General features: G+C 73.2%; 26 protein-coding genes. 8 read left to right on the forward strand and 18 right to left on the reverse strand.

Annotated elements, in window-relative coordinates; genetic code table 11:
• Window positions 1-68: 68 nt before the first annotated feature.
• Both I4I81_RS21400 and I4I81_RS21405 read right to left on the reverse strand, forming a co-directional pair.
• On the reverse strand, window positions 69-1,337 hold the full coding sequence (locus I4I81_RS21400; protein ID WP_218602159.1) for an MFS transporter: 1,269 nt from the start codon (window positions 1,335-1,337) through the stop codon (window positions 69-71).
• A 19-nt stretch (window positions 1,338-1,356) separates the two neighbouring features.
• Window positions 1,357-2,793: an NCS2 family permease gene (locus I4I81_RS21405; RefSeq protein WP_218602160.1), complete on the reverse strand. Its 1,437-nt coding sequence runs from the start codon at window positions 2,791-2,793 to the stop codon at window positions 1,357-1,359.
• Between the two features lie 40 nt (window positions 2,794-2,833).
• Here I4I81_RS21405 and I4I81_RS21410 point away from each other — a divergent pair, with 40 nt between their 5' ends.
• Together I4I81_RS21410 and I4I81_RS21415 are read left to right on the forward strand one after the other, a co-directional pair.
• A complete protein-coding gene (locus I4I81_RS21410) occupies window positions 2,834-3,076 on the forward strand; it encodes a DUF2530 domain-containing protein (protein ID WP_218602161.1) in 243 nt (80 codons plus the stop codon).
• A 14-nt stretch (window positions 3,077-3,090) separates the two neighbouring features.
• The gene (locus I4I81_RS21415) at window positions 3,091-3,828 is read left to right on the forward strand and encodes an SDR family NAD(P)-dependent oxidoreductase (protein WP_218602162.1); all 738 of its coding nucleotides are present in this window, start codon (window positions 3,091-3,093) and stop codon (window positions 3,826-3,828) included.
• A gap of 75 nt (window positions 3,829-3,903) precedes the next feature.
• Here the strand turns inward: I4I81_RS21415 and I4I81_RS21420 are convergent, their stop codons facing one another.
• From I4I81_RS21420 to I4I81_RS21430, 3 genes are all read right to left on the reverse strand, one after another.
• A complete protein-coding gene (locus tag I4I81_RS21420; RefSeq protein WP_218602163.1) occupies window positions 3,904-4,107 on the reverse strand; it encodes a hypothetical protein in 204 nt (67 codons plus the stop codon).
• Between the two features lie 36 nt (window positions 4,108-4,143).
• Entirely contained in the window at window positions 4,144-5,325 is a 1,182-nt protein-coding gene (locus I4I81_RS21425) for a L,D-transpeptidase (RefSeq protein WP_218602178.1), read from the reverse strand.
• Window positions 5,326-5,413: 88 nt separating this feature from the next.
• A complete protein-coding gene (locus I4I81_RS21430) occupies window positions 5,414-6,436 on the reverse strand; it encodes a UDP-N-acetylmuramate dehydrogenase (protein WP_226363497.1) in 1,023 nt (340 codons plus the stop codon).
• Between the two features lie 24 nt (window positions 6,437-6,460).
• On the opposite strand from I4I81_RS21430, the gene I4I81_RS21435 reads away from it, so the two are divergent.
• Both I4I81_RS21435 and purU read left to right on the forward strand, forming a co-directional pair.
• Complete coding sequence (locus I4I81_RS21435; RefSeq protein ID WP_218602165.1) at window positions 6,461-6,967, forward strand: DUF2505 domain-containing protein; 507 nt, start codon at window positions 6,461-6,463, stop codon at window positions 6,965-6,967.
• Window positions 6,967-7,851 (forward strand): formyltetrahydrofolate deformylase, encoded by an 885-nt coding sequence (purU, locus tag I4I81_RS21440; protein ID WP_218602166.1) that lies wholly within the window; start codon window positions 6,967-6,969, stop codon window positions 7,849-7,851. Before I4I81_RS21435 ends, purU begins: the two co-directional genes overlap by 1 nt.
• A gap of 1 nt (window position 7,852) precedes the next feature.
• Here purU and I4I81_RS21445 read toward each other — a convergent pair whose 3' ends face one another.
• From I4I81_RS21445 to I4I81_RS21480, 8 genes are all read right to left on the reverse strand, one after another.
• Window positions 7,853-8,299, reverse strand: coding sequence for an SRPBCC domain-containing protein (locus I4I81_RS21445; protein ID WP_218602167.1), 447 nt, complete (start codon window positions 8,297-8,299; stop codon window positions 7,853-7,855).
• Window positions 8,283-8,666 carry an ArsR/SmtB family transcription factor gene (locus I4I81_RS21450; RefSeq protein WP_218602168.1) on the reverse strand — a complete coding sequence of 128 codons (384 nt, stop codon included), beginning with the start codon at window positions 8,664-8,666 and terminating at the stop codon, window positions 8,283-8,285. The genes I4I81_RS21445 and I4I81_RS21450 overlap by 17 nt, the downstream gene beginning before the upstream one ends.
• A gap of 83 nt (window positions 8,667-8,749) precedes the next feature.
• Entirely contained in the window at window positions 8,750-11,059 is a 2,310-nt protein-coding gene (gene lon / locus I4I81_RS21455; RefSeq protein WP_218602169.1) for an endopeptidase La, read from the reverse strand.
• A gap of 99 nt (window positions 11,060-11,158) precedes the next feature.
• Window positions 11,159-11,779 carry a class I SAM-dependent methyltransferase gene (locus tag I4I81_RS21460; RefSeq protein WP_218602170.1) on the reverse strand — a complete coding sequence of 207 codons (621 nt, stop codon included), beginning with the start codon at window positions 11,777-11,779 and terminating at the stop codon, window positions 11,159-11,161.
• Window positions 11,776-12,336, reverse strand: coding sequence for a YbaK/EbsC family protein (locus I4I81_RS21465; RefSeq protein WP_372453551.1), 561 nt, complete (start codon window positions 12,334-12,336; stop codon window positions 11,776-11,778). The genes I4I81_RS21460 and I4I81_RS21465 overlap by 4 nt, the downstream gene beginning before the upstream one ends.
• A gap of 1 nt (window position 12,337) precedes the next feature.
• Window positions 12,338-12,652 (reverse strand): DUF2516 family protein, encoded by a 315-nt coding sequence (locus I4I81_RS21470; protein WP_372453552.1) that lies wholly within the window; start codon window positions 12,650-12,652, stop codon window positions 12,338-12,340.
• Between the two features lie 97 nt (window positions 12,653-12,749).
• Entirely contained in the window at window positions 12,750-13,457 is a 708-nt protein-coding gene (locus I4I81_RS21475; protein WP_218602171.1) for a hypothetical protein, read from the reverse strand.
• A gap of 2 nt (window positions 13,458-13,459) precedes the next feature.
• Entirely contained in the window at window positions 13,460-13,921 is a 462-nt protein-coding gene (locus I4I81_RS21480; RefSeq protein WP_218602172.1) for a helix-turn-helix domain-containing protein, read from the reverse strand.
• A 113-nt stretch (window positions 13,922-14,034) separates the two neighbouring features.
• On the opposite strand from I4I81_RS21480, the gene crcB (I4I81_RS21485) reads away from it, so the two are divergent.
• On the forward strand, window positions 14,035-14,448 hold the full coding sequence (crcB, locus tag I4I81_RS21485; RefSeq protein WP_218602173.1) for a fluoride efflux transporter CrcB: 414 nt from the start codon (window positions 14,035-14,037) through the stop codon (window positions 14,446-14,448).
• Window positions 14,445-14,801, forward strand: a complete 357-nt coding sequence (gene crcB / locus I4I81_RS21490) for a fluoride efflux transporter CrcB (RefSeq protein ID WP_218602174.1) — start codon at window positions 14,445-14,447, stop codon at window positions 14,799-14,801. The genes crcB (I4I81_RS21485) and crcB (I4I81_RS21490) overlap by 4 nt, the downstream gene beginning before the upstream one ends.
• Here the strand turns inward: crcB (I4I81_RS21490) and I4I81_RS21495 are convergent.
• Window positions 14,798-16,045 carry a DUF445 domain-containing protein gene (locus I4I81_RS21495; RefSeq protein ID WP_218602181.1) on the reverse strand — a complete coding sequence of 416 codons (1,248 nt, stop codon included), beginning with the start codon at window positions 16,043-16,045 and terminating at the stop codon, window positions 14,798-14,800. The two genes, crcB (I4I81_RS21490) and I4I81_RS21495, sit on opposite strands and share 4 nt — an antisense overlap.
• A gap of 370 nt (window positions 16,046-16,415) precedes the next feature.
• Window positions 16,416-16,934: a hypothetical protein gene (locus I4I81_RS21500; protein ID WP_218602175.1), complete on the reverse strand. Its 519-nt coding sequence runs from the start codon at window positions 16,932-16,934 to the stop codon at window positions 16,416-16,418.
• A 275-nt stretch (window positions 16,935-17,209) separates the two neighbouring features.
• On the opposite strand from I4I81_RS21500, the gene I4I81_RS21505 reads away from it, so the two are divergent.
• Window positions 17,210-18,118 (forward strand): NAD-dependent epimerase/dehydratase family protein, encoded by a 909-nt coding sequence (locus tag I4I81_RS21505; protein WP_218602176.1) that lies wholly within the window; start codon window positions 17,210-17,212, stop codon window positions 18,116-18,118.
• An 80-nt stretch (window positions 18,119-18,198) separates the two neighbouring features.
• Here I4I81_RS21505 and I4I81_RS21510 read toward each other — a convergent pair whose 3' ends face one another.
• On the reverse strand, window positions 18,199-18,402 hold the full coding sequence (locus tag I4I81_RS21510) for a cold-shock protein (RefSeq protein WP_141279928.1): 204 nt from the start codon (window positions 18,400-18,402) through the stop codon (window positions 18,199-18,201).
• Window positions 18,403-18,984: 582 nt separating this feature from the next.
• On the opposite strand from I4I81_RS21510, the gene I4I81_RS21515 reads away from it, so the two are divergent.
• Entirely contained in the window at window positions 18,985-19,809 is an 825-nt protein-coding gene (locus I4I81_RS21515) for a hypothetical protein (RefSeq protein WP_218616283.1), read from the forward strand.
• A gap of 76 nt (window positions 19,810-19,885) precedes the next feature.
• Here the strand turns inward: I4I81_RS21515 and mftR are convergent, their stop codons facing one another.
• Both mftR and I4I81_RS21525 read right to left on the reverse strand, forming a co-directional pair.
• Window positions 19,886-20,515: a mycofactocin system transcriptional regulator MftR gene (gene mftR, locus I4I81_RS21520; RefSeq protein ID WP_218606239.1), complete on the reverse strand. Its 630-nt coding sequence runs from the start codon at window positions 20,513-20,515 to the stop codon at window positions 19,886-19,888.
• 61 nt (window positions 20,516-20,576) lie between these two features.
• Window positions 20,577-21,929 (reverse strand): sensor domain-containing diguanylate cyclase, encoded by a 1,353-nt coding sequence (locus I4I81_RS21525; protein WP_218606238.1) that lies wholly within the window; start codon window positions 21,927-21,929, stop codon window positions 20,577-20,579.
• Window positions 21,930-21,983 lie beyond the last annotated feature (54 nt).

Below are 21,983 nucleotides of genomic sequence, written 5' to 3' on the forward strand. Positions count from 1 at the left end.
CCGGCCAGGGCCCCGAAACCGTTCCCGAACTGACGCGCCGCTCCCACCACGAAGCGACGTGAATAAGGTTAGCCTACACTTGCTTCGCGGCGCAAGAGCGCCCTCGGGCCACCCGCCCGATGTACCAGGATCAGCGTCACGACCAGCACCGACACCACGGTGACGACACCACCCAGCACGAGCGGCGACCGACCGCCCCAGCTCTCTGCGAGCATCCCCAGCAGCGGAGCCCCGACGGGTGTCCCGCCGAGGAACAGCAGGATGTAGAGCCCCATGACGCGCCCGCGCATCGCCGGCTCCACCGAGAGCTGCACCGCCGAGTTCGCCGCGGTCGTGAACGTCAGGGCCGCGAACCCGAGCGGCACCATCACGACGCCCGTCAGCAGGTAGGTGGGCATCAGCCCGGCGAGTGCGACGAGCACGCCGAACACCAGCGCCGAGCCGACGACGAGTCGCAGCCGGGGCCGCCGCACCCGCCGCGCCGAGAGCAGCGCCCCGGCCACCGACCCCACGGCGAGCAGCGTCGTGAGCAGCCCGTAGGCGTCGGCACCGAGGCCGAACACGTTGCGCGCCAGCAGGGCGAGGGTCAGGTAGAAGTTGATCCCGAACGTCGCGACGAGGAACACCAGCGCCAGCACCGCGACGAGGTCGGGCCGGCCGCGCACGTAGCGCAGCCCCTCGCGGAGCTGGCCGGGAGCCCGTGGCACCGGGATCACGCGGTGCAGGCGCGCCGTGTTCATCAGGGCGAGCCCGGTGATCACCGCGGCGAAGCTGACCGCGTTGATCAGGAACACCCAACCGGTGCCGGTCACCGCGATCAGCACGCCCGCGACCGACGGCCCGACGATCCGGGCGAGGTTGAACGTCAGCGAGTTCAGGGCGACGGCGTTGCCGAGCTGCGCGTCGCCGACGAGCTCGGGTACGAAGGCCTGGCGCACCGGCACGTCGAGCGCGGAGAAGCAGCCGAGCAGCAGGCAGAACAGGTAGACGTGCCACAGCGCGACGACCCCCGTGACGACGGCGGTGCCGAGCACCAGCGCGCACAGCCCCATCCCCGCCTGCAGCACGACGAGCGCGCGGCGCTTGTCGACGCGGTCGGCGAGCACCCCGCCCCACAGCGAGAGCACGAGCGTCGGGGAGAACTGCAGCCCCGCGGCGATCCCGAGCGCGGTGGCGCTCCCCCCGGAGAGGTCGAGGACCAGCCAGTCCTGGGCCACCCGCTGCATCCACGTACCGGCCAGCGAGACGATCTGACCGGAGGCGTAGAGCCGGTAGTTCGGGACCTTCAGCGACGCGAACGTCGACCGCGCGGCGGGAGCATCGACGGTGGCGGTCACTTTACTTAGCGTACAACAACTATCCGCCGAGGAGCGCGCGGATCGGACCCACCGCGAAGAACGCGACGAACGACACCGCCACGACCCACATCAGCGGGTGCACCGTCCGCGCGCGCCCGGTCGCCGCGGCCAGCAGCACGTAGCTGACGAACCCCGCGCCGATCCCGTTCGCGATCGAGTACGTGAACGGCATGACGACGATCGTCAGGAACGCGGGCAGGGCGATCCGGAACTCGGAGAAGTCGATCTCGGTGATCTGCCGCATGATCAGCGCCCCGACCACCACCAGCGCCGGTGCGGCCGCCTCGATCGGCACGATCGCGTAGAGCGGGGTGAAGAACATCGCGAGCAGGAACAGCACGCCGGTGACGACGTTCGCCAGCCCCGTCCGCGCGCCCTCCGCGATGCCCGAAGCCGACTCCACGAACACCGTGTTCGACGAGCTCGACGCCGCCCCGCCGAGCACCGCACCCGTGCCCTCGACGACCAGGGCGCGTCCGACGTTCGGCAGCTGCCCGTCCTTCCCCACCAGCCCGGCCTGCTTGCCCAGCCCGGTCATCGTGCCCATGGCGTCGAAGAAGTTGGCGAGCACGAGCGTGAACACCAGCAGGACCACGGTGACGACGTCGAGCCGCGCGAACGCCCCGAACGACACCGCACCGACGAGCGAGAGGTCGGGCACGCCGAGCACGCTGTCCGGCAGCGCGGGCACCGACAGGGCCCAGCCCTGCGGGTTCGTCCCCATCGACGGCCCGACCCGCACGATCGACTCCACCACGATCGCGATCACCGTGGTGACCGCGACCCCGATCAGGATCCCGGCCCGCACCCCGCGCGCCACCAGCAGCGAGGTGATCAGCAGCCCGACCACGAACACCGCCGTCGGCCACGACGCGATCGACCCGCCGATGCCCAGCCCGACCGGCACCGTCGTGTTCGCGGAGTCGGCGATCCGGCGGACGAACCCCGCGTCGACCAGCCCGATGAACGCGATGAACAGCCCGATGCCGACGGCGATCGCAGCCTTCAACTCCGGCGGCACCGCGTTGAACACCGCCGTCCGGAAGCCCGAGACGGCGAGCAGCACGATCACCAGCCCGTTGACGACGACGAGCCCCATCGCCTCGGGCCAGGTCACCAACGGCGCGATCGTCACCGCGACGAGCGTGTTGATGCCCAGACCGGTCGCGATGGCGAACGGGTAGTTGGCGACGAGCCCGAACAGCACCGTCATCACGCCCGCGACCAGCGCGGTGACGGCCGCGACCTGCGGGACGCCCAGCACCGCCCCGGTGACGTCGGCCTTCGCGCCGGGTCCGTCGGCGGCGAAGCTGCCGAGGATCAACGGGTTCAGCACGATGATGTAGCTCATCGTCACGAAGGTGACGAGTCCGCCGCGCAGCTCGCGGGGGACGGTGGAGCCGCGCTCGGAGACACGGAAGTAGCGCTCGATCACGGCGACACCGTAGATCCGCGGCGGTCACTACGCTGGGTCCGTGGTCGATCCCCCGCCCCTGCCGCGACGCCTGTCCGACATGGCCACCGTCGTCGGGCTGGGGTCGGCGCTGTGGGCGGTCGGCGCACTGGCCCTGCTGCTCACCGGGCAGGCTCCCGGTGTGCCGTTCGCGACCTGCCTGGCCGGTGCGGTGCTGGGCGGGATCGGCTGGGGGATCTTCCGCTGGCAGCGCGCGGCGGCCCGGCGCGGGTCCCGGGGCGCGCAGCAGGGCCTCGACGACTGATCTAGTTTCCTCCCATGAGCACTCCTCCCGTCGCCGTCGTCACCGGTGCCAGCTCGGGCATCGGCGCCGCCACCGCCCGCGCACTCGCCGCAGCCGGGTTCCACGTCGTCCTCGGCGCCCGCCGCGTCGACCGCTGCGCCGAGATCGCGAAGGAGATCGACGGCACCGCGGTGCGCCTGGACGTCACCGACGCCGAGTCCGTCGCCGCGTTCGCCGCCGCCGTGCCGGAGTGCCGCCTGCTGGTCAACAACGCGGGCGGCGCGAAGGGGCTCGAGCCCGTCGCGGACGCCGACGAGGAGGCCTGGCGCTGGATGTTCGAGACCAACGTCATCGGGACCCTGCGCGTCACGAAGGCCCTGCTGCCCGCCCTGCTCGCCTCGGGCGACGGGCACATCGTCACCGTCACCTCGATCGCGGCGCTGGAGGCCTACGACAACGGTGCGGGGTACACGGGGGCCAAGCACGCGCAGGCGATGCTGCACCGCACGCTGCGCGGGGAGCTCCTCGGACAGCCGGTGCGGTTGACCGAGATCGCGCCGGGGATGGTCGAGACCGACTTCTCCCTCGTCCGCTTCGACGGCGACCAGGCGAAGGCCGACAAGGTGTACCAGGGCATCACGCCGCTCACGCCCGACGACGTGGCCGACGTGATCGCGTTCGCCGCCACCCGCCCGAGCCACGTCAACCTGGACCAGATCGTGCTGAAGCCGCGCGCGCAGGCGAGCGCGATGCGCGCGCACCGCGACGCCTGAGATGGCAGCACAGCCACTGTGCCGCCATGAGCTGGCGGCACAGTGGCTGTACTGACGGTCGGAGCGCGCTCCGGCTCAGCCCGCCGTCTCGGGCGTCGTGCGGTGCTCGTCGGCCGCGTCCCCCGGCGCCTCACCGTCCACCGCGGCCGCCATGCGCTCCTCGCTCTCGGCCAGGATCGCCGCGGCCCCGGCCTCGCGGTCCTCGCCCCCGGTCTCGGCCGCCCGCTCCTCGGGGAGCGGCTCGGCGCGGGTGTGAGCCCTGTCCTCGGGGGAGCTCATTCCAGCCGGTACCCACGCGGGCGCCACCGCGAAACCTCAGAGCGCCGAGAGCTGCTGCCACTGGTCGTAGGACAGCGTCCAGTCCCAGATGTCGCCGTCGCGCGAGGCGAGCGGGACGTCGGTGCCGGTGACCTCGACGGGGTCGCCGTAGATCGCGGTGTCGTAGTAGGCCTGTGCGTCGGCCGTGGACAGGTTGACGCAGCCGTGCGTGACGTTCGACGACCCCTGCGCCGACGCCGACGCCGGGTTGGCGTGGATGAACTCGCCGTTGTTGCTGATCCGCACGGCCCACTTCTCGACGAGGTCGTAGCCGTAGCGCTCGCTGACCATCCGCTTGTCGGTGAACCGCTCGGACACGACGTGGACGCCGGAACGGGTGGTGCGGTCGGCGTCGCCGGACAGGCCGTAGCTGGCCGGGTAGTCGGCCACCTGCCGGCCGTCGCGGATCACGAGCATCCGGTGGCTGTTGACGTCGGCCTTCACGACCTGTGCACGCCCGATGGTGAACGTGCTGGTGACGTCGGCCCGGCCGTACGCGCCGCCCCCGTAGGCGACGCCGAACAGGTCGGCGGTGACGGTGACGTCGGTGTGCGCAGGCCAGTACTCGGCGGGGCGCCAGTGCACGCGCGAGCCGCCGTTCTCGTCGGGCAGCCAGCCCCACGACCCCTCGACGGGCACGGACGTCTCGACCGACAGCGCGCGCTCGACGGCGGCCCGGTCCTCGACGTGCGCGTCGAACTGGATCTCGATCGGTGCGGCGATGCCGACCGTGCGGTCGTCGCCGATGTTGAGCACGCCGCGCACGACGTCGGACGGGGCGAGCGTGGTGAACGACCCGTCGACGGGGACGGCGGCGCCGTCGGGGCCCGTGGCGGAGCCTGCCCACGTGTAGGTCGTGTCGTAGGCGAGGTCGCCCGCCGAGCTCCAGGACGTGCCGTCGGCGCCGAGCGCGCCCTCGACGGCCGATCCGTCGGGACCGGTGAGCGTGACGGCGTCGAGGGTGCCGTCGACGACCGACACGGTGGCCGGGGCGATCGGGCTGACGTCGGTGGCGCCGAGGGCGGGCTCGTGGACGATCGACGCGGCCGCGGGCAGCAGGGCGGGGCCGACGGCCCCGGATCCGGCGGAACCGCGACCGCCGGCACCGGCCACCGCGGCGACGGTCAGCCCCAGCACCCCCACCAGCACCACGGCCACCACGAGCAGGACGCGTCGCATTGTCACCCTTCCGTTCCCCCGACCGGAGAGAGATCCCCGCAGTGTGTAGACGTGCGGGGTCCGTTCGAGTTGCCCCGCGTGCCCGAGGTTACAACCGGCAACCGACGAGGACGGGTTCCGGCGCGAGGTCGACCCCGAAGGTGGCACGGACGCCGTCGCGCACCTCCCGGGCGAGCTCCAGGAGGTCCGCCGCGCTGCCGCCGCCGCGGTGGGTGAGCGCGAGCACGTGCTTGCCCGACAGCGCGACGCGCCCGCCCGGGCCGGCGTGTCCGCGCGCGAACCCGGAGTGCTGGATCAGCCACGCCGCGGGCAGCTTGACCCGGTCCCCCGCGGGCCAGCTCGGGGCGCCGGCCGGGGCGTCGGCGGCGTCGACGATCGGGTTGGTGAAGAACGACCCCGCGCTCCACGTGTCGTGGTCGGCGGCGTCGAGCACCATCCCCTTGCCACGGCGCAGCGCGAGCACGGCCTCGCGGGCCGCGGCGGCGGGCACCCGTTCCCCCTGCTCGACGCCGAGCGTCGTGGCCAGCTCGGCGTAGCGGATCGGGGCGCTCGCGCCGTCGCCGGGCAGCGCGAACCGCACCCGCAGCACCACGGCGTCGTCGCGGCCCTTCAGCGTGCTCGTGCGGTAGGCGAGCCCCAGGTCGGCGGCGGGCACGTGCTCGCGGACGGTGCCGGTGCGCCGGTCGTAGAGGTCGACGTCGACGAGCAGCTCCGCGATCTCGACGCCGTACGCACCGACGTTCTGCACGGGCGTGGCGCCGGTGCGCCCGGGGATCCCGGACAGGCACTCCAGCCCGCCCAGCCCGTCGGCGACGGCGGCCGCGACGACGGCGTCCCAGTCCTCCCCCGCCTCCACGGTGAGCAGCACGGAGCCGTCGGGGCGGCGGTCGGTGCGCATCCCGGTGGTCGCGACGTGCACGACGGTGCCCGGCCAGCCCGCGTCGTCGACGACGAGGTTGGAGCCGCCGCCCAGGACCAGCACCGGCTCGCCGGCGACGTCGGCCGCGCGGATCGCCTCGACGACGGCGTCGGTGGTGGTCGCCTCCACCAGCCGCCGGGCCGGGCCGCCGAGGCGCAGGGTGGTGAACGACGCCAGCTCGGTGGTGGACACGGGACGCAACGGTAGCCTCCGTCCATGTCACGACAGATCGACTACCGGTCGTCGTCGCAGCACAGCGCCGACGACGTCGCCGCGGTGATGCTCGACGAGGAGTACCTGCGCGCCCGACTGGTCCAGCTGGGCGGGCCCGGCGCCAAGGTGCTGGCGCACGAGCCCACCGCCGACGGCGGGCGGTACACGATCCGGCACGGCGTCGACCAGGCCGCGCTGCCGTCGATCGTCAGCTCGTTGGTCTCCGGGAACCTGGTCATCCAGCGCACGGAGTCGCTGCGCCGCGAGGCGCCGGGCCGCTGGGCGGGTGACGTCGACGTGCAGATCCCCGGCACCCCCGCCTCCGCCGTCGGCTCGCTCGCGCTGCACGACGCCGGTACGGGCAGCGAGCTGCTCGTCCGGGCCGACGTCACCGTCAAGATCCCGTTCCTCGGCGGCAAGATCGAGGCCGTGATCGTCGACCAGGTGCAGCAGCTGCTCGCCGCGGAGACGGCGTTCACGCTGGAGTGGCTCGCCGGCAAGCACCGCTGATGGTCGACCGTCGGTTCGTCATCACCCTGAGCTGCCCCGACACCACCGGCATCGTCGCCCGGATCGCGGGTTTCCTCGCCGACGCGGGCGGCTGGATCGTGGAGGCCGCCTACCACTCGGACGCGGCCACGGGCTGGTTCTTCACCCGCCAGGTCGTGCGTGCCGACTCCCTGCCCTTCGACGCCGACGAGCTGCGCGAACGCTTCTCCCGGGTCGCCGCGGAGATCGGGCCGGACACCCGCTGGACGGTCACCGACACCGCGGAGCCCAAGCGGGCGGTGGTGCTGGTCAGCAAGGAGACGCACTGCCTGCACGACCTGCTCGGCCGCGCGTCGAGCGGGGAGCTGCCCGTGCGGCTGGAGGCCGTCGTCGGCAACCACGAGTCGCTCGCCTCCATCGTGGCGGCGCATGGCGTGCCGTTCCACCACGTGGCGTTCCCGGCGGCGGGCGACCCGCGGCGGGAGGCGGGCAAGGTGGAGGCGTTCGAGAAGGTGCGCCAGACCGTCGACGCGCACTCCCCCGATGCGATCGTGCTGGCCCGGTTCATGCAGGTGCTGCCCGCGCACCTGTGCGAGCGCTGGGCCGGCCGGGCGCTGAACATCCACCACAGCTTCCTGCCGTCGTTCGCCGGGGCGCGCCCGTACCACCAGGCCTACACCCGCGGCGTCAAGCTGATCGGGGCCACCTGCCACTACGTCACGGCCGACCTCGACGCCGGCCCGATCGTCGAGCAGGACGTCATCCGCGTCGACCACGGCGACACCGCCGACGACATGGTCCGCCGCGGTCGCGACATCGAGCGGCTGGTGCTCTCGCGCGGCCTGCGCTGGCACCTGGAGGACCGGATCCTGGTGCACGGCAACAAGACGGTGGTGTTCCGGTAGGTCAGGGGGCGTAGGCCGCCCACTCCGGACGGGCGGTGCCGTGCAGCGACGCCTCGAGGCGGTCGAGGTACCAGCGCCAGCCCGCGGTGACGTCGGCGGCGTCGAGGCCGTCGGCGACCTGCTGGGTGAACACCAGCACCGACCCGTCCCCGTCCGGGGTGATGTCGACGGCCACCCGCCACGAGCGGGCCGCGCTCTCCGGGATGTCGACGACGAGCCGGCGCGGGGCGTCGCACTCGAGGATCGTCACCGTGACCGGCTCGGCGACGGCGCCGCCCGCGTCGACCTCACCGGTGACGGTGAGCTCGACGGTGCCCCCGACGCGCCCGTGACCGGTGTAGGTGCCGATCCAGCGGCCGAGCCGCTCGGAGTCGGTGACGGCGGACCACACGTCCTCGACGGGGTCCGGGAACTCCTTGCGCAGGACGATCTCATGCGGTGCGGTCATCGACGTCTCCTCCTCCGGCCGCGCGGCGCTGTCGCCTGCCGCGGTGCATCTCGGTGTCCAGTGCGTCCAGGCGCCCGGCCGGCCCGGCCGCCGGGCGCAGCGGGCGGAACCCGTCGAGCCAGGTGTCGAGCTCGGCGAGGGGTGCGCGGTCGAGCGCGTACAGGCGGTGCCGGCCCGTCACCCGCGAGGTGACGAGGCCCGCCTCCCGGAGCACCCGCAGGTGCCTGCTGACGGCCGGTCGCGAGACCGGGAACCGCTCCGCGATAGCCCCCGCCGTGCTCTCCCCGACGGCGAGCAGCTCGACGATCTCCCGGCGGACCGGATCGGCGAGGGCGGCGAGGGCGAGCACCGGGAATGTGTAACACATCAGTTACGCGTTGGGCAACGGAGACGCGAACGGCGCCCCCACCCGACCGGGGTCGGGTGGGGGCGCCGTGTCGTGCGCCGGGGTCAGGCCGCGGCGGTCACCTCGGCCGGCTCCAGGGCCAGCTCCAGCACCTCCGCGACGTCGGCGACCGGGTGGATCCGCAGGCCCTTGCGGACCTCCTCGGGCAGGTCGTCGAGGTCGGGCTCGTTGCGCTTCGGGATGATCACGTCGGTCAGGCCCGCCCGGTGCGCGGCCAGCAGCTTCTGCTTGACCCCGCCGATCGGGAGCACCTTGCCCTGCAGCGTGACCTCGCCGGTCATGCCGACCGACGCCTTCACCGGACGCCCGCTGGCGAGCGACGCGAGCGCCGTCGTCATCGTGACGCCCGCACTCGGCCCGTCCTTCGGGACCGCGCCCGCCGGCACGTGGACGTGGAGCTTCCGTGTCGCCAGGTCACCCGCCAGCCCCTTCGACCGTAGGTAGCTCAGCGCGATCGAGACGGACTCCTTCATGACGTCGCCCAGCTGACCGGTGAGGATCAGCCCTGCCTCGCCCTCCATCGAGGTGGCCTCGATGAACAGGACGTCGCCACCGGCCCCGGTGACCGCCAGACCCGTCGCGACGCCGGGCACCGAGGTGCGCTCCGCCGACTCCGGGGTGAACTTCGGGCGGCCCAGGTAGGTCACCAGGGCGTCGGCGTCGACGTGGATCGGCGCCTCCGTGCCCGAGTCCAGCGCCACGGCGACCTTGCGCAGTGCCTTCGCGAGGCCCCGCTCCAGCTGCCGCACGCCCGCCTCGCGGGTGTACTCGGCCGCGATCATCGAGAGCGCGACGTCGGTGAACTCCACGTCGGTGACGTCGAGACCGGCCTTCTCGATCTGTCGGGGCAGCAGGTGGTCGCGCGCGATGGCGACCTTCTCCGCCTCGGTGTACCCGTCGAGCGTCACGACCTCCATGCGGTCGAGCAGCGGGCCGGGGATCGTGTCGAACTGGTTCGCCGTGGCCAGGAACAGCACGTCGGACAGGTCGAGGTCGACCTCCAGGTAGTGGTCGCGGAACGTGTGGTTCTGCGCCGGGTCGAGCACCTCGAGCAGGGCCGCCGTGGGGTCGCCGCGGTAGTCGCTGCCGACCTTGTCGATCTCGTCGAGCAGCACGACCGGGTTCATCGAGCCCGCCTCGCGGATGGCCCGGACGATCCGGCCGGGCAGCGCGCCGACGTAGGTGCGCCGGTGCCCGCGGATCTCGGCCTCGTCGCGCACGCCACCCAGGGCGACGCGGACGAACTTGCGGCCCAGCGCGTGCGCGACCGACTCCCCGAGCGAGGTCTTGCCGACGCCGGGAGGCCCGACGAGCGAGAGAACCGCACCGGAGCCGCGGCCGCCGACCTTGTCCATGCCCTTGCGGTCGCGCCGGGCGCGGACGGCGAGGAACTCGATCAGCCGCTCCTTGACGTCGTCGAGGCCGGCGTGGTCGGCGTCCAGGATCTCCCGGGCGGCCGTCAGGTCGGAGTTGTCGGTGGTGGACTCGGTCCACGGGATGTCGAGGACGGTGTCGAGCCAGGTGCGGATCCAGCCCGACTCCGGGCTCTGGTCCGACGCCCGCTCCAGCTTGCCGACCTCGGTCAGCGCGGCCTTGCGGACGTGCTCGGGCAGGTCGGCCGACTCCACGCGGGTGCGGTAGTCGTCGACGCCCTCGGTGTCGTCGTCACCCAGCTCCTTGCGGATCGCGGCCAGCTGCTGGCGCAGCAGGAACTCGCGCTGGGTCTTCTCCATGCCCTCGCGGACGTCACCGGCGATCTTCTCGGAGACCTCCTGCTCGGCCACGTGCTCACGGGTCCAGCCGATCAACAGCTCCAGCCGCTTCACGACGTCGGCCTCGGCGAGCAGCTGCGCCTTGTGCTCCAGGTCGAGGTAGGACGCCCATCCCGCGGTGTCGGCGAGCTGGCCGGGGTCGGAGATCTGCTGCACGGAGTCGATCACCTGCCAGGCACCGCGCTGCTGCAGGATGCCGACGACCAGTGCCTTGTACTCCTTGGCGAGCTCGGCGGCCTTGCCGGGAGCGTCGACCGTCTCCTCGATCGGAGTGGCCTCCACCCACAGCGCCGCACCCGGCCCGGTCACGCCGGACCCGATCTGCGCGCGGCCCTCGCCGCGCACCACGGCCGCCTTCTCCCCGCTGGGGAGCCTGCCGACCTGCTCGAGGACGGCGATCGTGCCCACGGCGGCGTACCTGCCGTCGAGGCGGGGGACGACCAGAACCTTCCGGTCGACGCTCTGAGCTGCGTCGACCGCTGCCTGGACCTCTGCGTTGTCGAGGCGAACGGGAACCACCATGCCGGGCAGCACCACCGAGTCGGCGAGCGGAAGCACCGGCAGCTTCAGCGTCTCTGTCATGACCGGTCCAACCGTTACAGCGTTGAACTTGTTCCAGCGTTCAAGGAAGTACGCTGCGAGCGAACGCAGGAACCTTGAGCGCGGCGCACTCAGGGCAGATCACGGCCGACGCCCCGTGAAGCGGAACAGCTGCGCGGCGGGATCGAGCGGTTGCATCGGGCCCCGGAGCACCCCCGCGCCCACCGACCAGGCACCCTCCCCGGTGCCGAACGCCGTCTCCTCGACGCCCGCGGCGGCGAACCACCCGCGGACGGCGCCGCTGAGATCCGGAGGGCGGGTGTGGCGCGTCCAGATCACGGTGCCGCCGGTCGCCAGCAACGACGGGACGGCCGACACCGTGCGTTCCACGTCGGTGTCGCTGGTGTTGCCGAAGATCCCGCAGAGCATCAGGACGTCGACGGGCACGGCGCCCGCGAACGCGGCGGATCCGGCGTCGCCCTGCACCACCTCGACGCCCGCGGGAGCCGCGGCCCGGGCGACGGCGCAGAGCCGCTCGTCGATCTCCACGAGCCGAGCCCGCACGTCGGTGCCTCGCGGATGGGCACGCAGCACGGGCAGCACGTCGCGCCCCTCGCCCGCACACAGCGCCAGCAACCGCAGCGGTCCGTGGGCAGCCCGGTCCAACGCCGTCCGGAGCTGCTCCTGCACGGCCGCGAGCCGACGCGCCAGCCGGCCACCGGGGTCGTCGTAGCGGGTGTGCCACTCCGACCAGTCGGTCACCGCCCGAGGCCCTCGACCACCTCGGCACCGGCGAGCCGGGCGGCCAGCTCACCGGGCAGGGCGAGCTTGGAGTGCCGCACCCCCGACCCGACGACGACGGCGGGCGCGGCCACGACCGCGGCGTCGACCAGCACCGGCCAGTCCGCGGGGAGCCCGATCGGGGTGATGCCGCCGTACTCCATGCCGGTGATCGACACGGCCTCGTCCATCGGGGCGAAGGACGCCTTGCGGGCGTCGAGGCGCCTGCGGACCAGGCCGTTGACGTCGGCACGGGTCGTGGCCAGCACGAGGCAGGCGGCGTACCGGACGGTCTCGCCGCGGCGCCCGGCGACGACGACGCAGTTGGCGGAGCCGTCGAGCGGGGAGCCGTAGGCGGCGCAGAACTCGGCGGTGTCGGCGAGCGTCGGATCGATCTCCGCGACCCCGATCAGCGCGGCGTCGGCCGGGTCCATCGCCGTGAGGGCGAGCGCGACGGGGTCGGAGAGCAGGTCGGGGCGATCGAGCGCGGGAACCGCGGACAACGAGCCCAGTACGGGCCAGATCACAGCTCGGGCCACGTCACCAGTGCGGTCCGCCGCCCTGCACCCCGACGATCGCCGGCTTGACGTCGACGATGTAGACCAGCGACGCCACGAGGGCGGCCAGCCAGAACAGCGAGCCGCTGCTGCCCAGCCCGCCGTAGAAGACGATGAGGATCAGCACGCTGGCGCCGGTGATGCCGAGCCAGGCGGGCTTGGTGAGCTTGTCGGCGGCGGTGAACGCGTCGGCCCGCTGCATCAGCGCGTGCACGAAGGCGTAACCGCCTACGGGGATCGCGAGCAGCCCGATGCCCCACAGGATGTAGTTATCCAGGACATCGAGGAACTCGTACACGACGCCAATGTACCCGTCGGGTGCACACAGCACAGCGCCCCCGGGGCGCGGGAGGCTCCGGGGGCGCTGTGACGTCGACCAGCGACGTTCTGCGAGATCAGCTCGAGGTCGAGCCGTTCGTGGTGCGGCGGGCGGCCGGCTTGCGGGTGACCGTCTTCGGCGCGGTGCGGTTGGCGGCCTTGCGGCTGACCGAGCGCGTGGTGCTGGCGGCCTCGTCGCCGGCCTCGTTGATCGTGGCGGCGGCGTCCTTGCCCGCCTCGGCGACCTTGCCGGACGCCTCGTCGGCGACCTCGGCGACGGTCTCCGCGGCCTCCGCGGCGAACTCCTGCGTGGCACGGGCGGCCTTCTCGCCGACCGAGCGGGTCTGGCGGGTGACCGTGGACAGCGCCTTCTCGGCGACGTCGTGGGCGTCGTCCACCAGGACGTCGACGCGGGCGTCGAGCTTGTCGGTGTAGCTCTCGATGGTCGAGATGGCGTTCTTGACCTGCGGCTGCTTGCGGATGCGGCCCCAGGTCTTCTCGCCGCGCTCGGCGAAGCCGGTGTAGCGCTCCTCGGCGTCGGCGCGCAGGTCGGCGACCAGCTGGCGCAGGCTCTCGGGCGAGAGGCGCTGGGGCAGCTCGGCGGCGCGGTTGGCGGCCTCCTCGGCGCGGACACGGGCGTCGGCGACGGCCTTGCTCACGCTGGCGACGGCGTAGTCACCGGCACCGAGGACGGCGAGCAGCGGGGTACGGGCGACCTCGGCGCGCTCGGCCGCCTGCTCACGGGCCTTGCGAACGTCGGTCGAGGTGGGAAGGGAGACGGCCATGATCACTCCTTGTCTGTGGTTCCGGGACCGACGGCGACGTCGTTCTCCCGGCGGAAGGTGGCGTAGATGTCGAGGAGCACCTGCTTCTGGCGCTCCGTCAGGGTCGGATCGGCGAGCACGGCGTCGGTGACGACGCTCGCCGGGCGTTCGTCGAGGATCCCGGCCCGCACGTACAGCGCCTCCGCGGAGATGCGGAGACCCTTCGCGATCTGCTGCAGGATCTCGGCCGACGGCTTGCGCAGGCCCCGCTCGATCTGGCTGAGGTAGGGGTTGCTGACACCCGCCGTGCGGGCGAGCTGGCGCATCGACACATCGGCCAGCTCGCGCTGGCTGCGGATGTAGGCGCCGATGCCCTCGACGGTCTGACCGACGGCGTGACCGGCGTGCTCGACCACGTGGCCGACCTGCTCGACGACGTGACCCACCCGCTCGGTGGATCGGTCCTGCTTGTCGTTCGGGCTCATACCGCTCACCTCCGTCCCTGTCCCTGGTGACGCTACCCGGCACTGCTAGCAGTTGCAAGCACAGTGCTTGCGCAGGTCGCGTGGCCTCCACCACACCCGGGTACGGTGCGCGGATGACCACCGCACCCCTCGCCGGACAGGCTCCCGCCCTCGCGGCGGTGGCCGTCGGCGGGGCGGCGGGGGCACTGGGCCGCCACGGCCTGGGGCTCGCGTTCCCGCACCCGGCCGGCGGGTTCCCGTGGGCGACATTCGCGATCAACGTGACGGGCTGCCTGCTCCTCGGCGTCCTGATCGTCCTGGTGACGGAGCGGCGGGCGGCACACCCGCTCGTCCGTCCACTGCTCGGCACCGGGGTGCTGGGCGGCTACACGACGTTCTCCACCTACGCCGTCGACGCGCACCAGATGGTCGCCGCGGGCCGGGTCCTCGGAGCCGCGGCGTACGTCGTCGGGACGCTGGCCGCGGCGCTCGCCGCCACCTGGCTGGGGATCCGGCTCACGCGCCTGGCCTCGGGGCTCCCCCGGTGACCGTGCTGCTGGTGGTCCTCGGCGCGGCGGTCGGGGCGCCGCTGCGCCACGCCACCGACCGGATCGTGCAGGCGCGGCACTCCACCGGGCTCCCGTGGGGCACGTTCGCCGTCAACGTGGCAGGTTCGTTCGTCCTGGGGCTGGTGGTCGGTGCGGGCGCCTCCCCCGAGGTGACGGCGCTGGTCGGCACCGGCTTCTGCGGCGCACTCACGACCTACTCGACCTTCGCCCTGGAGACGGTGACGCTCGGGGAGCGACGGCGTCGGGGCGCGGCGGTGGCCAATGCGGCGGGCTCGGTGGTGCTGGGCCTCGCCGCGGCGGGGACGGGGCTGCTCCTGGGGGCCCTGGTCTAGGCGAACAGGAGCTGGCTCAGCGTGTAGATCGCCAGGCCGGCCAGCGCGCCGACCACCGTGCCGTTGATCCGGATGAACTGCAGGTCGCGGCCGACCTGGAGCTCCACCTTGCGACTGGTCTCCTCCGCGTCCCAGCGCGACACGGTGTCGGTGATCAGCGTCGTGATCTCGCCGCGGTAGTGCCGCACGACGTAGCCCGCGGCGTCGGCGAGCCAGCCGTCGAGCTTGGTGCGCAGCGTGTCGTCGGAGACGAGGCGCCTGCCGAAGGACAGCAGGCCGTCGCGCACGCGCAGGCGCAGTTCGCTCGACGGGTCGGCCGCCGCGTCGAGGATGAGGCCCTTCACGACGCCCCACGCGCCGCCGATGAACTTCTGCACGTCGGGGTGCGCCACGATCTGCGTCTTGATCTTCTCGGCCCGCTCGATGGTCTCCGGGTCGTTCTGCAGGTCGGCCGCGAACTCGTCGAGGTACCGGTCGACGGCGAGGCGCAGGGGATGCTGCGGATCGGTCTTGACGGCCCACGCGAACGTCTGGACCTCGAGGAACACGCGGTCGGCGATGAGGTCGTCGACGAACCGCGGCGACCACGACGGCGCCCGCTCGTGCACGACCCGCAGCACCATCTCCTGGTTCTGCGAGACCCAGTCGTAGGCGCGGTCGATGACGAGGTCGACGAGCTTGTGGTGCGACTGGTCGGACAGGATCCCCTCGAGCACCGTGCCCAGCGGCGGCCCGACCTGCCGCTCCATCAGCTTGCGCACGAGGACCTGCTCGATGACCTCCTGCACGTCCTCGTCGCGCAGCACCGTGACGACGCCGCGCGCAGCGGTGGCGAGCTCGGCGGTGATGCGGTCGGCGTTGGCCTCCTGCCCGATCCACGACCCGACCCGCGACGAGACCTCGACGCGGGCCAGCTTGTCGCGCACGACGTCCTCGGCGAGGAAGTTCTCGCCGACGAAGTCGCCGAGGCTGTCGCCGATCATGTCCTTCTTCGTCGGGATGATCGCCGTGTGCGGGATGGGCAGGCCGAGCGGGCGCCGGAACAGCGCGGTGACGGCGAACCAGTCGGCCAGAGCACCGACCATCGCGGCCTCCGCGGTGGCCCGGACGTAGCTGATCCAGACCGGTCCGTCGGCGGACTCCCACCAGCGGGACGCCAGGAAGATGACCGCCGCGACCAGCAACAGGCCGGTGGCCAGCGACTTCATCCTGCGGAGGTCACGTGCCCTGGTGGTGGGGTCCATCGACCCGATGCCGAGCCCGACCTCCACCACCGGCCGGGAACGGCGCACGGATGCCGCCGTTCGGGTGTTCTGCGTGGTCTGCACGAACCCATAGTGCCCGCGCGCGCGAACCCCCGTGTGACCGGACGCGCTCCGGTCGATGCCTCCCGGAGACGTGTTGCCCCCATGCCTCCGGGAGGCATCATCGCGTCCTGGTCATGACCGGGGCCGATGGTGATCCACCGGCCCCGGCCAGAGTCGAGGGTGCGGCCGCGCCGGGAGGGAGAAGTGCCCCCTCCGGGCGCCGCACCTCGCCGGTTGCTCGGCGGCCCCGGCGCGACTCGACGAGTCGCCGCAGCGGGACCGAGCCGGTCCGGCTACACGGTCCCGGTCAGGACCGCATCCCCGCCACGGCGGCAGCGGCGGGCCGCTGGGCGCCCGGATGCCTGTCGTGGTCGGCCCGCCACCGAACACTCTCCGTAGCGGCGGGGATGATCAGCTCGGCCGACGGCAGCAGGTACCCGGTGAGCGCCGGAGCCACCCGCCAGTGCACCCATCCGTCGGGAACCTGCGACGGCGGCGCGATCACCGAACCGCCCGTCGAGTGCAGGACGACCCCGTCGGCCGCGAGGAGGTCAGCGGGCGCAACGGCTCCCGGGGCCATCGGGTACCACCACGACCCGGTGGGCGTCCCGGCCACCGGGACGACGATGTCCACCGCCCGGAGCTGGGCGCAGATGCCGCGGCCGACGGCGGCGGGCACCTCCAGCACGTCGAGCGCGGTGCCCGTGACGAGGCGCAGCGCGGTGACCGACTCCTCGATCACCGGCCACCCGTGAACGGTGAACTCCCGCGCCGCCGCGCGCAGCTCCGCACCGTGAACCGTGCGGTAGCTGTCCCAGCCCGGCATGTCTCACTCCCCTTGCGTCGTCTGTGTACCTGTGACACTCAACACCACCATCGACCTCCGGGAACGCGCCTGGAGTCCCCGAGCGGCGACCGTGCGTGACTTCGGGACAAGCGGATGGTCGCGCCGTCGGACGACGAGAGGCGACCGATGGGCAGCGGGCGACCGGTTCACGCGGGCGGGCCGACGGCTACTCCGTTCGGTGCCGGACCGGTCGCCGTCCGGCCGCCGTCGACCAGCGGCTGCGGGCACGACCCGATCCTTGCCAGGATCAGGCCATGCTGATGGTCACCGGAGCAACGGGGTTCCTGGGCAGTGCACTCGTCGACCTGGCGGCGCGCCGGGGCCTGGAGGTCCGGGCCGCCGTCCGCGACCCGGACCGGGCGCGGGCCCTGCTTCCGGCCGGTGTGGACGTCGTCGTCGCCGACCTGGACGACGTCGACGCGCTCACGCGGGCCGCGCGGGGTTGCAGCGGGGTGCTGCACCTCGCCGGCTCCGTCGGACACTCGGCGGAGGAGACCCGCCGGGCCAACGTCGACGGCACCCGGGCGGTGCTCGCGGCGGCGACGGCCGCGGGCGCGGAGCGGTTCGTCTGCACGAGCAGCAGCGCCGCGATCATGGACGCGGACGGGCTGGTGGCCGAGGAACCGGTGGGCCCGCCCGCGCTGACCGACCCGTACTCGACGAGCAAGGGCGAGGCGGAGCGGATCGTGCTGGCCGCCGACGGGATCGAGGCACTCGTCGTCAACCCCGTCAGCATCTACGGACCGAGCCCGCAGGGACCGCACTCCTACAACGGGCTGTTCGTGGCCGCGGCGCGCGGTGAGGTGCGCACCGTCGTCGACTCGACGGTGGGGTGGGTGCTCGCCGAGGACGCAGCGCTCGGACACCTGCTCGTGCTCGAGCACGGCGAAGCCGGGCGGCGCTACGTGCTGTGCGGCGAGACCGCGACGTTCGGTCGGATGCTGCACACGTTCGCCGGGCACGTCGGCGGGGAACGGGTGGAGGTGCTGCCGCCCGGGTCGATCCTCGGGGGCGACGCGGGGACGTTCGCGCGGCGCTCGGAGGTCTACGGGCACTTCCCGCCGGTGCGGGTGCACGACCGCGGGGCGCGCGGTCTGGGCTTCGCCCCGCGCGGCGTCGACGAGGGGCTGGCGTTGACCGCGGAGTGGATCGCGGCTCGCTGACCCGGGGACAACGACCCGGGAGACGCCGGAGCCGGCGACCCCGAGGGGATCGCCGGCTCCGAAGCTTCGGTCCCGGGACCTCAGATGGGGCGGACCGTGTCGGCCTGCGGGCCCTTGGCGCCCTGGCTCGACTCGAAGTCGACGCGCTGGTTCTCCTCGAGTGTACGGAACCCGTCCGTCTGGATCGCGGAGTAGTGGACGAAGACGTCCGGACCGTTGTCGTCGGTCGCGATGAAGCCGAAGCCCTTTTCGGCGTTGAACCACTTGACGGTGCCCTGCGGCATACCTGATCTCCCACACGTGAAGCGGACCCGGACGGCACTGTGCCGGCCGGGGGCTGCGGGGTGGGGACACGGAACGGCGAGCGTGCGACGCCCGTGAAGCCCACCGTCACTTTCCACGGACGCTTCACAACGAGCGAGGAAGACACGACTGCAACCGCGCGGAAACCTATCACGCGACGCGGGCACCGGAGGGGCCCCGCGAAGATCGCCGGCGGGCCGTGCACCGGGCCGGGGACCAGCCACGATGCCATCACCCAGGGTGAGAGAAGGACCGCGACACACCTACGGAAGGTGACGATCTTGATCTTTCGGGGGATCTCGCCCAACTCCCACCTCGACGGGTGACCACGAGCCCGTCCCAGGTCGCCCCGCCGGGCATCGGGCGGCGAGTCGGACGGGCGTCGGCGCGTCATCACCCCGACGGGGTACCCCGATGTGGTGGGAACGCGGTCCGTGGTGACCCTGCGGGAGATCCGGGACATCCGCGGAGGGCGCTGCGGCGCCCCGGCACCCTGGCGCCGCAATGGGCCCACGCGCATCATTTCGGCCGTCACGTCCGTCGAATTCTCGGGGAGGGCTCCAGTGCGGAGTCGGAGATTTACCCAAGCGATCATCGCCGTCACGGCGAGCGGCGCCCTCGCCGTCATCGGGGCCACCGGCGCGTACGCCGCCACGCCGGAGCAGGTGGTCCCGGAGCCGCCGACGCCCGTGGGCGGCCTGCTCAACGGGCTCCTGGTCACCCTGCAGGACCTCCTGCCCGACGTGCTCGGCGGAACGGTGCCGACCGACACCGCCCTCGTGCCGGTGCCGGGCGATCTCGCGGCGGTACCCGCGACCCCCGCCCTGCCCGCGGCTCCCGGGCTGCCGGCCGCGCCCGACCTGCCCGTGCCCGCCCCGGCCCTTCCCGCCGCGGTGCCCGCCGTCGGGGAGCAGCTGCCGGAACCCCCCGTGCCGGTTCCCGACCCGTGCGGGGTCGTCCCGGCCGTTCCCGCAGCTCCGGGCGTTCCCGCCGACCTGCCGGCCCTGCCCGCCGACCCGGCCCTGCCCGCGGCTCCCGCGCTGCCCGCCGACCCCGCGCTGCCCACCGACCCCGCGGCGATCGACCCCTCGGTGATCGACCGGGCCACCGGGCTCCCGGTCGGCTGCCCGCCGGTCGGCGAGATCCCCGCCGACGTACCCGCCCTCCCGGACCCGGCCGCCGGCCTGCCCGCGGTGCCGGACCCGGCCCTGCCGGACCCCGCCCTGCCCGCTCCGGCCCTGCCCGCTCCGGCCCTGCCCGCTCCGGCCCTGCCGGACCCCGCCCTGCCCGCTCCGGCCCTGCCGGACCCCGCCCTGCCCGCTCCGGCACTCCCGGCCGCACCGGCCCCGGAACTGCCCGCTGCCGGACTGCCCGCACTGGGCGGCTGATCCACCCCCGAGGAATGGCGTCGGCCGGCCGACCCCACGGCCGGCCGGCGCAATTCCGTGTGATCGGAGAACGGTTTCAGGAATCCGTTCCGAGCGGGCCGGTGAGCCCACTCTCGAGCGCCCGGAACACCATGTCGAGCAGATCCCGCAACTCACCGTCGCCGTGGTCGAGCCACCGCTCGTACGCGGCGAGCGCGACGCCGAGGCTCGCATGCCCGACCGCCTGGGGCACGAGGTCGTCGCTGGAGACCCCGAGCCGCCCGGCCACGTAGTCGGCGACGACCCGGCGCCACGCCGCGTAGCGCAGTGTCGAGTGGGCCTGCAAGGCCGGGGTGTCGAGGATCAGGCGCAGCCGGCTGCGGTGCCAGTGCTGCTCCGCGATGGGCACCTCGTTGAAGTCGAGGACGGCGGCCCGGACCCCGTCCATCACCGGCAGGTCGGATGGGAGTGCGGCGAACGTGGCCCGCATCCGGTCGAGCTGCTCGTCGAACGCACCCCAGGGGATGTCGTTCTTGGAGGCGTAGTAGCGGAAGACGGTGCGCCGGCCGATCCCGGCCGCAGCGGCGATGTCGTCGACGGTGGTGGTGTCGAAGCCGCGGCGGGTGAACATGTCGAGCGCGATGTGCTCGATCTCGACGCGGGACGTGACGGGACGTCGGCCGGCCCGTCGGGGCACGGCCGCGGCTTCACCGGTGTGCGTGGACATCGGCCCTTCCTCGGGTGCTCCCTGCTCGGCACCCGTCCCAGATCGTGCCACGGCCGACCGGTCAGGACCCGTGCGCGGGCCTCGGTGCCGATGCGGACGGGTCGTCGACGGTGTGCAGCCCGTGCCGCACCAGGTTGCGACCGGCGGCCTTCGCCGCGTAGAGCGCGGCGTCGGCCACCTCGATCAGCCGGTCGAGGTCGGCACCGTCGGCCGGGAACGTGGCGACCCCGACGGAGACCGACACGTCGTCGACGACCACGGGTCCGTCCGGCGCCGGGACCTCGGGGCGCAGGTCGTCGATCCGGCACCGGATCCGGTCGGCCACCGCGCCCGCGCCGGTACGCAGGTCGTCGACGTCGGCCGCGGTGAGCAGCACGACGAACTCCTCGCCACCGAAGCGACCGACGAGGTCGTGGTCGCGCACCTCGGCCCGCAGGGCGGCCCCGATGTCGGCCAGGATCTGGTCGCCCGCGAGGTGGCCGTAGCGGTCGTTGACGAGCTTGAAGTGGTCGATGTCGAGCAGGAGGACGGCGACCGTGCCGCCGGAGTGCCGGGCCGCGCGCAGGGCCAGCTCGGCACGCAGCCGCCAGGACTCCGCATTGAGCAGCCCGGTCTTCGCGTCGGTGCTGGCCGCCTCCTCCAGCTGGCGGACCAGGACGGTGCGGTGCAGCACGACCAGCGGGGGCAACACCAGCACCGCCAGCGCGGGACCGAACGCGGACACGGCCGCCGCGACCACCGCACCGAGGGTCAACGTGGTGAGTTCCAGCACGAGCTCGTCGCGGTGGCCCACGGCCCGGAGCAACGACGTGCCCGACCCGCTCATCCGGATCGCGGCGACGACGAGGACCAGGTTGACGAGCCCGTAGGCGAGCACCGCGAGGGCGAGGAGCACGAGGCCGGTCGCCGACCGGAACAGTTCGGCTGCACCGCCGAGCCCCACGACGACCCCTGCCGCGTGCGCGGCGAGGACCACCGTGGCCGTGCTGAACACGACCCGGTACACCGGGAAACCCGACGGCCGCCACGCCCGCAGGTAGAGGTGCAGGTAGACGAGCAGGACCACGGCGGTGGCCAGGCATCCGGGCAGCAGCAGGGCGGCGGCGAACGTCCACACGGAGCTGAGGTCCATGTGCGGGGTCTGGTCGACGCGGCGCCGCATCCGCTCGACGCCCAGCGCGGCCTCGGTGTGGGCCATACCGGCGACGGCGAGGACCGCGATCGTCCAGAGCCCCGTCGTCGTGACGTCGGACGCGGAGACCGCACCGCCGGTCAGGACGACCGCGATCGCGAGGATCTCCACGGACACCAGTACGGCGGCGAGCCGGCGCGGGATGGACCGGATGGCCCAGCTCGCCGGCCCGATCGACCGACCCGGTGACGGTGGCATGCCCTCCCGCTTCCCCTCGTCCACGAACGGGGCACGGTGAGGCACCCCTTACGAGTGATCGTAGCCGCCGCTCCACGA

The sequence above is a fragment of the Pseudonocardia abyssalis genome, assembly GCF_019263705.2.
In the GTDB taxonomy this organism is placed as follows: domain Bacteria; phylum Actinomycetota; class Actinomycetes; order Mycobacteriales; family Pseudonocardiaceae; genus Pseudonocardia; species Pseudonocardia abyssalis.

What these genes read in the sequence shown, in the direction of transcription:
- I4I81_RS21475 (WP_218602171.1), bottom strand. Translation starts at nt 13,457, where the DNA reads ATGGCCGTCTCCCTTCCCACCTCGACCGACGTTCGCAAGGCCCGTGAG.
- I4I81_RS21445 (WP_218602167.1), bottom strand. Translation starts at nt 8,299, where the DNA reads ATGACCGCACCGCATGAGATCGTCCTGCGCAAGGAGTTCCCGGACCCC.
- I4I81_RS21495 (WP_218602181.1), bottom strand. Translation starts at nt 16,045, where the DNA reads ATGGACCCCACCACCAGGGCACGTGACCTCCGCAGGATGAAGTCGCTG.
- I4I81_RS21500 (WP_218602175.1), bottom strand. Translation starts at nt 16,934, where the DNA reads ATGCCGGGCTGGGACAGCTACCGCACGGTTCACGGTGCGGAGCTGCGC.
- I4I81_RS21480 (WP_218602172.1), bottom strand. Translation starts at nt 13,921, where the DNA reads ATGAGCCCGAACGACAAGCAGGACCGATCCACCGAGCGGGTGGGTCAC.
- mftR (WP_218606239.1), bottom strand. Translation starts at nt 20,515, where the DNA reads ATGTCCACGCACACCGGTGAAGCCGCGGCCGTGCCCCGACGGGCCGGC.
- I4I81_RS21450 (WP_218602168.1), bottom strand. Translation starts at nt 8,666, where the DNA reads ATGTGTTACACATTCCCGGTGCTCGCCCTCGCCGCCCTCGCCGATCCG.
- I4I81_RS21510 (WP_141279928.1), bottom strand. Translation starts at nt 18,402, where the DNA reads ATGCCGCAGGGCACCGTCAAGTGGTTCAACGCCGAAAAGGGCTTCGGC.
- I4I81_RS21435 (WP_218602165.1), top strand. Translation starts at nt 6,461, where the DNA reads ATGTCACGACAGATCGACTACCGGTCGTCGTCGCAGCACAGCGCCGAC.
- purU (WP_218602166.1), top strand. Translation starts at nt 6,967, where the DNA reads ATGGTCGACCGTCGGTTCGTCATCACCCTGAGCTGCCCCGACACCACC.
- I4I81_RS21420 (WP_218602163.1), bottom strand. Translation starts at nt 4,107, where the DNA reads ATGAGCTCCCCCGAGGACAGGGCTCACACCCGCGCCGAGCCGCTCCCC.
- lon (WP_218602169.1), bottom strand. Translation starts at nt 11,059, where the DNA reads ATGACAGAGACGCTGAAGCTGCCGGTGCTTCCGCTCGCCGACTCGGTG.
- crcB (WP_218602173.1), top strand. Translation starts at nt 14,035, where the DNA reads ATGACCACCGCACCCCTCGCCGGACAGGCTCCCGCCCTCGCGGCGGTG.
- I4I81_RS21415 (WP_218602162.1), top strand. Translation starts at nt 3,091, where the DNA reads ATGAGCACTCCTCCCGTCGCCGTCGTCACCGGTGCCAGCTCGGGCATC.
- I4I81_RS21505 (WP_218602176.1), top strand. Translation starts at nt 17,210, where the DNA reads ATGCTGATGGTCACCGGAGCAACGGGGTTCCTGGGCAGTGCACTCGTC.
- I4I81_RS21425 (WP_218602178.1), bottom strand. Translation starts at nt 5,325, where the DNA reads ATGCGACGCGTCCTGCTCGTGGTGGCCGTGGTGCTGGTGGGGGTGCTG.